Raw genomic sequence first — 6,471 nt, forward strand, 5'->3', positions numbered from 1 at the left:
AAGTGCTCCGTTCAGGACTGGCTCGGCAGGCCCGCCGCGTCCGGCGACGCGGCCCGCGCGAGGAGGTCCGCGACCTCCGGCTCGGTCGGCATGGCGGACGAACAGGCGAGGCGCGAGGCGACGAGGGCGCCGGCGGCGTTGGCGTGGCGCATGGTCCGCTCCAGGTCCCAGCCGGAGAGCAGACCGTGGCAGAGCGAGCCGCCGAAGGCGTCGCCCGCGCCGAGACCGTTGACCACCTCGACCGGCACCGGCTCCACCTCGGCCCGGGTGCCGTCGCGGTGCACGGCGAGCACGCCCCGGGGCCCCTGCTTGACCACGGCCAGCTCCACCCCGGCCGCCAGCAGCGCCTCGGCGCAGGCCTCGGGCTCGCGCACACCGGTGGCGACCTCGCACTCGTCGAGGTTGCCGACCGCGACCGTGGCGTGGCGCAGCGCCTCGCGGTAGTACGGGCGGGCCTGCTCCGGGTCCCGCCAGAACATGGGGCGCCAGTCCAGGTCGAAGACGGTGGTTGTGGACCTGTCCCGGGCCTCCAGGGCGGTGAGGGTGGCCGAGCGGCTGGGCTCCTCGCTCAGACCGGTGCCGGTGATCCAGAAGATCCCGGCCGCGCGCACGGCGGTCAGGTCCAGCTCGTCGGCGTGGATCTCCAGGTCGGGGGCCTTGGGGCGGCGGTAGAAGTACAGCGGGAAGGAGTCCGGCGGGAAGATCTCGCAGAACGTGAGGGGGGTGGGGTACGCGGCGACCGGAGTGACCCAGCGGTCGTCCACGCCGAACTCCTTCAGCGCCTCGTGCAGAAAGGTGCCGAAGGGGTCGTCGCCGGTGCGGGTGATCACCGCCGCGGAACGGCCCATTCGGGCGGCCGCCACCGCGACGTTCGCGGCCGATCCGCCCAGGAATTTCCCGAACGTCTCCACCCGCGCCAGCGGAACACCGGTCTCCAGTGGATAAAGATCGACCCCGATGCGACCCATGGTGACCAGGTCGAAATATGGTGGTGAGTCGGCCATTGATCGACGCTCCTCAAGCTGCTGGGGATGCGGGTCCCAGGGCGCCCTGCCACGGTGGGGACGTGGATTCCAGGGACCTGCCGCCTCACAGGTGTAGGTCTCGGAGGGCGGCGATGTCAATAGTTTGTACTTACATTCGGACTAGTGCGTGAAGTGATGTCTTGACAAAGTATTGACAGCGGGCGGTTCTGGGACTTGGATCGCGTCCCAGCATGACCGCCGTGTTCCATGGCACACCCCGGACTTCCGAGGTTCCGGGCACCGGATCTCCTCGGATTCCCGCCCTTTCCCCGCGTAGCACAGTGAGGTGCAGGACAGATGGACCGCTCTTCGCACACCCGCCCCCGCAGAATCGCGTTCGTCGCGGTCGCGGCGGCAGCCGCCCTGACCCTCGCCGGCTGCTCCAGCGGTTCCGGTGGCAAGGAGTCCGAGGAAGGCGGGGCCGACGCCTCCGCGGGCAAGGCGAACACGCCCCGGATGAAGGTCGCCCTCGTCACCCACCAGGCGCCCGGCGACACCTTCTGGGACATCGTGCGCAAGGGCGCCGAGGCCGCCGCGGCCAAGGACAACATCGATCTCGTCTACTCCGCCGACCCGAACGCCGGCAACCAGGCCACCCTGGTGCAGAACGCGATCGACCAGAAGGTCGACGGCATCGCGATCACCCTCGCCAAGCCGGACGCGCTCAAGGAGGCCATAGCCAAGGCGAACGCGGCCGGCATCCCCGTCGTCGGTCTCAACTCCGGACTGAGCGACTGGAAGGACCTCGACCTGCTGGAGTTCTTCGGCCAGGACGAGTCCGTGGCGGGCGAGGCGTTCGGCAAGAAGCTGAACGAGGTCGGCGCGAAGAACGCCGTCTGCGTCATCCACGAGCAGGGCAACGTCGGCCTGACCCAGCGGTGCGACGGGGTGAAGGAGACCTTCGAGGGCGAGACCCAGATCCTCAACGTCAACGGCACCGACATGCCGTCGGTGAAGTCGACGATCACCGCGAAGCTGAAGCAGGACTCCTCCATCGACTACGTCGTCACCCTCGGCGCGCCCTTCGCGCCGACCGCGGTGCAGTCGGTGGGCGACGCGGGCAGCAAGGCGAAGGTCGCCACCTTCGACCTCAACAAGGAGCTGACCAAGGCGATCGAGGCCGGCGACATCGAGTTCGCCGTGGACCAGCAGCCCTACCTGCAGGGCTACCTCGCCGTCGACGGCCTGTGGCTCTACAAGAACAACGGCAACTACAGCGGCGGCGGTGAGCAGCCGGTGCTGACCGGCCCGGCGTTCGTCGACAAGTCCAACGTCGACGCGGTCTCCGAGTACGCCGCGAAGGGCACTCGGTGATGAGCATGGCCCAACAGGCTGAGCCGGCGGTGGACCCACCGCCGGCCCCCGGCCCGAAACAGAGCGACGGCCGCACCGCGCGGCGCCCGCTCGCGCTGCGGCTGCTGGCCCGCCCCGAGGTCGGCGTGTTCCTCGGAGCCGTGGCCGTCATGGTGTTCTTCCTGTTCACCGCGCCGCCGATGCGGGACGGCAGCTCCATGGCGAACATCCTGTACCAGTCGTCGGTCATCGGGATCATGGCGCTGCCCGTGGCCCTGCTGATGATCGGCGGCGAATTCGACCTCTCGGCCGGTGTCGCCGTCGTGACCTCGGCGCTGACCGCGAGCATGCTCAGCTACCAGCTCACCCTGAACGTCTGGGTGGGCGTGATCGTCGCCCTGGTGGTGTCCCTCGCCGTCGGCATGTTCAACGGCTGGATGCTGGTCAGGACCGGGCTGCCCAGCTTCCTGGTCACCCTCGGCACCTTCCTGATCCTGCAGGGCGTGAACCTGGCGGTGACCAAGCTGGTCACCGGCAACGTCGCCACCGACAGCATCAGCGACATGGACGGCTTCGACCAGGCCAAGGCCCTCTTCGCCTCCAGCTTCGACGTCGGCGGCGTCCAGGTGAAGATCACCGTGGTGTGGTGGCTCGTCTTCGCCGCGCTGGCCACCTGGGTGCTGCTGCGCACCAAGTACGGCAACTGGATCTTCGCCGTCGGCGGTAACAAGGACAGCGCCCGCGCGGTCGGCGTCCCCGTCACCTTCACCAAGATCTCCCTGTTCATGCTGGTCGGCTTCGGCGCCTGGTTCGTCGGCATGCACAACCTGTTCTCCTTCAACACCGTGCAGTCCGGCGAGGGCGTGGGCCAGGAGCTCATCTACATCGCCGCGGCGGTCATCGGCGGCTGTCTGCTGACCGGCGGCGCCGGCTCCGCGATCGGCCCGGTCTTCGGTGCCTTCATGTTCGGCATGGTGCAGCAGGGCATCGTCTACGCCGGCTGGAACCCCGACTGGTTCAAGGCGTTCCTCGGCGTGATGCTGCTCGGCGCCGTCCTCATCAATCTGTGGGTCCAGCGCCAGGCGACCCGGAGGTGACCGCAATGACCGACAAGACGACCGGCACCGACGGCTCCGTCCGCAAGGACACCGTGCCCGACGGCGACCGACCCCTGGTCGAACTCCGCGCCGCCGGCAAGTCCTACGGCAACATCCGTGCCCTGCACGGCGTCGACCTCACCGTCCACCCCTCCAAGGTGACCTGCGTCCTCGGCGACAACGGCGCGGGCAAGTCCACCCTCATCAAGATCGTCTCGGGGCTGCACCAGCACACCGAGGGTGAGTTCCTCGTCGACGGCGAACAAGTGCGGTTCTCCACCCCGCGCGAGGCCCTCGACCGGGGCATCGCCACCGTCTACCAGGACCTCGCGGTCGTCCCGCTGATGCCGGTGTGGCGGAACTTCTTCCTCGGCTCCGAGATGACCAAGGGCCCCTGGCCCGTCCGCCGCCTCGACATCGACCGGATGAAGAAGACGGCCGACGAGGAACTGCGCAACATGGGCATCGTCCTGGACGACCTGGAGCAGCCCATCGGCACGCTCTCCGGCGGCCAGCGCCAGTGCGTCGCCATCGCCCGCGCGGTCTACTTCGGCGCCCGCGTCCTCATCCTCGACGAGCCGACCGCCGCCCTCGGCGTCAAGCAGTCCGGCGTCGTCCTGAAGTACATCGCGATGGCCCGCGACCGCGGCCTCGGCGTCATCTTCATCACCCACAACCCGCACCACGCCTACATGGTCGGCGACCACTTCAGCGTGCTGCGCCTGGGCACCATGGAACTGTCCGCCCCCCGCAGCGAGGTCGGCCTCGAGGAGCTGACCAACCACATGGCCGGCGGCGCCGAACTGGCCGCCCTCAAGCACGAGCTGGCGCAGGTCGGCGGCGTCGACACCGAGGAACTCCCCGAGGAGGGCGACCTCCAGGCCCCCGTAGCCGCAACTCCGGAAGGAAAGTCCTGACATGGCAGTCGCGCTCGACCGCATCCGGGTCGGTTCCGCCCCCGACTCCTGGGGCGTCTGGTTCCCCGACGACCCGCAGCAGGTGCCCTGGCAGCGCTTCCTCGACGAGGTCGCCGAGGCCGGCTACTCCTGGATCGAACTCGGCCCCTACGGCTACCTCCCCACCGACCCGGCGCGCCTCGGTGACGAGGTGAAGAAGCGCGGCCTCAAGGTCTCCGCCGGCACCATCTTCTGCGGACTGCACCGCGGGCCGTCCGAATGGGACTCCACCTGGGAGCAGGTCAGCCGGGTCGCCGCGCTCACCCGGGACATGGACGCCGGGCACCTCGTCGTCATCCCGTCCTTCTGGCGCGACGACAAGACCGCCGAGATCCTCGAAGCCCCGGAACTCACCACCGAGCAGTGGGGCCACCTCACCAAGGGCATGGAACGCCTCGGCCGCGAGGTGAAGGACACGTACGGCCTGGACATCGTCGTCCACCCGCACGCCGACACCCACATCGACACCGAGGAGCACGTCGAGCGCTTCCTCGACTCGACCGACTCCGGCCTGGTCAACCTCTGCCTGGACACCGGCCACTACGCCTACTGCGGCGGCGACAGCGTCAAGCTGATCGAGACCTACGGCGAACGCATCGGCTACCTCCACCTCAAGCAGGTCGACCCGGAGATCCTCGCCGACGTCGTCAAGAACGAGGTCCCGTTCGGGCCGGCCGTGCAGCGCGGGGTGATGTGCGAACCGCCCGCCGGCGTCCCGGAGCTGGGCCCGGTCCTCACGGCCGCGCAGAAACTGGGCGTGGACCTGTTCGCCATCGTCGAGCAGGACATGTACCCCTGCGAGCCCGACAAGCCGCTCCCCATCGCCGTACGCACCCGCCAGTTCCTCCGCTCCTGCGGCGCCTGACGAGCCGGAAGGGAAGGCGGGAGATGAACCGGCGCGAGCCACTGCGCATCGCCGTCATCGGCACCGGCCGCATGGGCGCGGACCACGTGCGCCGCATCGACCGGGTCGTCAGCGGCGCGCGGGTCACCGCCGTCGTGGACATCGACGCCGAACGGGCCGAGGCCGTTGCCGCGGGAGTCGACGGCTGCACCGCCCACACCGACCCGGCCGCCGCGATGGCGGCGGCCGACGTCGACGCCGTGCTCATCGCCTCTTCGGGGCCGGCCCACGAGGCCGCCCTGCTCACCGCGTTCGAGCACGACCTGCCCGTCCTGTGCGAGAAGCCGCTCACCCCCGACGCGGCCTCCGCCCTGCGCGTCATGGAGGCCGAACAGGCCCTCGGCCACCGCAGGGTCCAGGTCGGCTTCATGCGCCGCTACGACACCGAGTACGTGCGCCTGAAAGCCCTGCTGGAGACCGGGCAACTGGGCCGCCCGCTGATGCTGCACAACCGGCACCGCAACGTGGCCAGCGCGACCTTCTTCACAAGTGCCATGCTCGTCACCGACTCCGTGGCCCACGAGGTGGACGTCACCCGCTGGCTGCTCGGCCACGAGATCACCGCCGTGACGGTGCTGCGCCCCACCCCCTCCTCCGGCGCCCCCGACGGACTGCGCGACCCGCAGTTCGTCGTCCTGGAGACCGACGGCGGCGCGCTCTCCGACGTGGAGATCTTCGTCAACTGCGGCTTCGGCTACCAGGTGCAGGCCGAGGTGGTCTGCGAACGCGGCACCGCCCGCATCGGCGACGGCCACGCCCTGGTCACCAACATGGCCGGCCGCTGGGGCGGCACCATCACCCAGGACTGGACCGAACGCTTCGCCCAGGCCTACGACGACGAGATCCGGGCCTGGGTCGACACCACCCGCCGGGGCGAGGTCACCGGCCCCAGCACCTGGGACGGCTACGCCGCGGCGGCCGTCTGCGAGGCGGGGGTGCGGGCGCTGGAGAACGGCGGCCGGGTGGAGGTCGACCTGGTCGAGAAACCCGCGCTGTACCGGTGAGAGCACGCGCCACGGCCGCCCCGGAGAGGGCGGCCGTCTTCATGGGTGCCTCAGCCGTCGTTCGCGGTCCGCGGGGGGGGGGGCCGCCCCCCCCCCCCCGCCCCCGGGGGGGGGGGCCCCCCGGCGGCCCCCCCCCCCGGGGGGGGCCCCCCGGGCGGGGGGCCGCGGGGGCGCCCCGGGGTACCCGCCGGC

At 70.4% G+C, this 6,471-nt stretch carries 6 protein-coding genes; 5 read left to right on the plus strand and 1 reads right to left on the minus strand.

The genetic code is table 11. The features are described 5' to 3' along the window. Positions 1–11: 11 nt before the first annotated feature. Positions 12–1,004 carry a 5-dehydro-2-deoxygluconokinase gene (gene iolC, locus ACH4VX_RS11955; RefSeq protein WP_398367245.1) on the minus strand — a complete coding sequence of 331 codons (993 nt, stop codon included), beginning with the start codon at positions 1,002–1,004 and terminating at the stop codon, positions 12–14. A 318-nt stretch (positions 1,005–1,322) separates the two neighbouring features. On the opposite strand from iolC, the gene ACH4VX_RS11960 reads away from it, so the two are divergent. Genes ACH4VX_RS11960 through ACH4VX_RS11980 form a run of 5 tightly spaced genes read left to right on the plus strand, consistent with a single transcriptional unit; the run spans position 1,323 to position 6,279 of the window. Continuing rightward, positions 1,323–2,339 carry a sugar ABC transporter substrate-binding protein gene (locus ACH4VX_RS11960; protein ID WP_398367246.1) on the plus strand — a complete coding sequence of 339 codons (1,017 nt, stop codon included), beginning with the start codon at positions 1,323–1,325 and terminating at the stop codon, positions 2,337–2,339. Beyond that, positions 2,339–3,415 carry an ABC transporter permease gene (locus ACH4VX_RS11965; protein ID WP_398367247.1) on the plus strand — a complete coding sequence of 359 codons (1,077 nt, stop codon included), beginning with the start codon at positions 2,339–2,341 and terminating at the stop codon, positions 3,413–3,415. Before ACH4VX_RS11960 ends, ACH4VX_RS11965 begins: the two co-directional genes overlap by 1 nt. Positions 3,416–3,420: 5 nt before the next feature. Then, positions 3,421–4,332: an ATP-binding cassette domain-containing protein gene (locus ACH4VX_RS11970; RefSeq protein ID WP_398367248.1), complete on the plus strand. Its 912-nt coding sequence runs from the start codon at positions 3,421–3,423 to the stop codon at positions 4,330–4,332. 1 nt (position 4,333) lies between these two features. After that, a complete protein-coding gene (locus ACH4VX_RS11975; RefSeq protein WP_398367249.1) occupies positions 4,334–5,236 on the plus strand; it encodes a sugar phosphate isomerase/epimerase family protein in 903 nt (300 codons plus the stop codon). A gap of 23 nt (positions 5,237–5,259) precedes the next feature. Then, entirely contained in the window at positions 5,260–6,279 is a 1,020-nt protein-coding gene (locus ACH4VX_RS11980) for a Gfo/Idh/MocA family protein (RefSeq protein WP_398367250.1), read from the plus strand. Positions 6,280–6,471 lie beyond the last annotated feature (192 nt).

The sequence above is a fragment of the Streptomyces sp. NPDC020731 genome, assembly GCF_044334705.1.
Classification (GTDB): Bacteria; Actinomycetota; Actinomycetes; order Streptomycetales; family Streptomycetaceae; genus Streptomyces.

Excerpts from the sequence above, each read along its gene's own strand:
- iolC (WP_398367245.1), bottom strand. The coding sequence starts at position 1,004 with ATGGCCGACTCACCACCATATTTCGACCTGGTCACCATGGGTCGCATC.
- ACH4VX_RS11960 (WP_398367246.1), top strand. The coding sequence starts at position 1,323 with ATGGACCGCTCTTCGCACACCCGCCCCCGCAGAATCGCGTTCGTCGCG.
- ACH4VX_RS11965 (WP_398367247.1), top strand. The coding sequence starts at position 2,339 with ATGAGCATGGCCCAACAGGCTGAGCCGGCGGTGGACCCACCGCCGGCC.
- ACH4VX_RS11970 (WP_398367248.1), top strand. The coding sequence starts at position 3,421 with ATGACCGACAAGACGACCGGCACCGACGGCTCCGTCCGCAAGGACACC.
- ACH4VX_RS11975 (WP_398367249.1), top strand. The coding sequence starts at position 4,334 with ATGGCAGTCGCGCTCGACCGCATCCGGGTCGGTTCCGCCCCCGACTCC.
- ACH4VX_RS11980 (WP_398367250.1), top strand. The coding sequence starts at position 5,260 with ATGAACCGGCGCGAGCCACTGCGCATCGCCGTCATCGGCACCGGCCGC.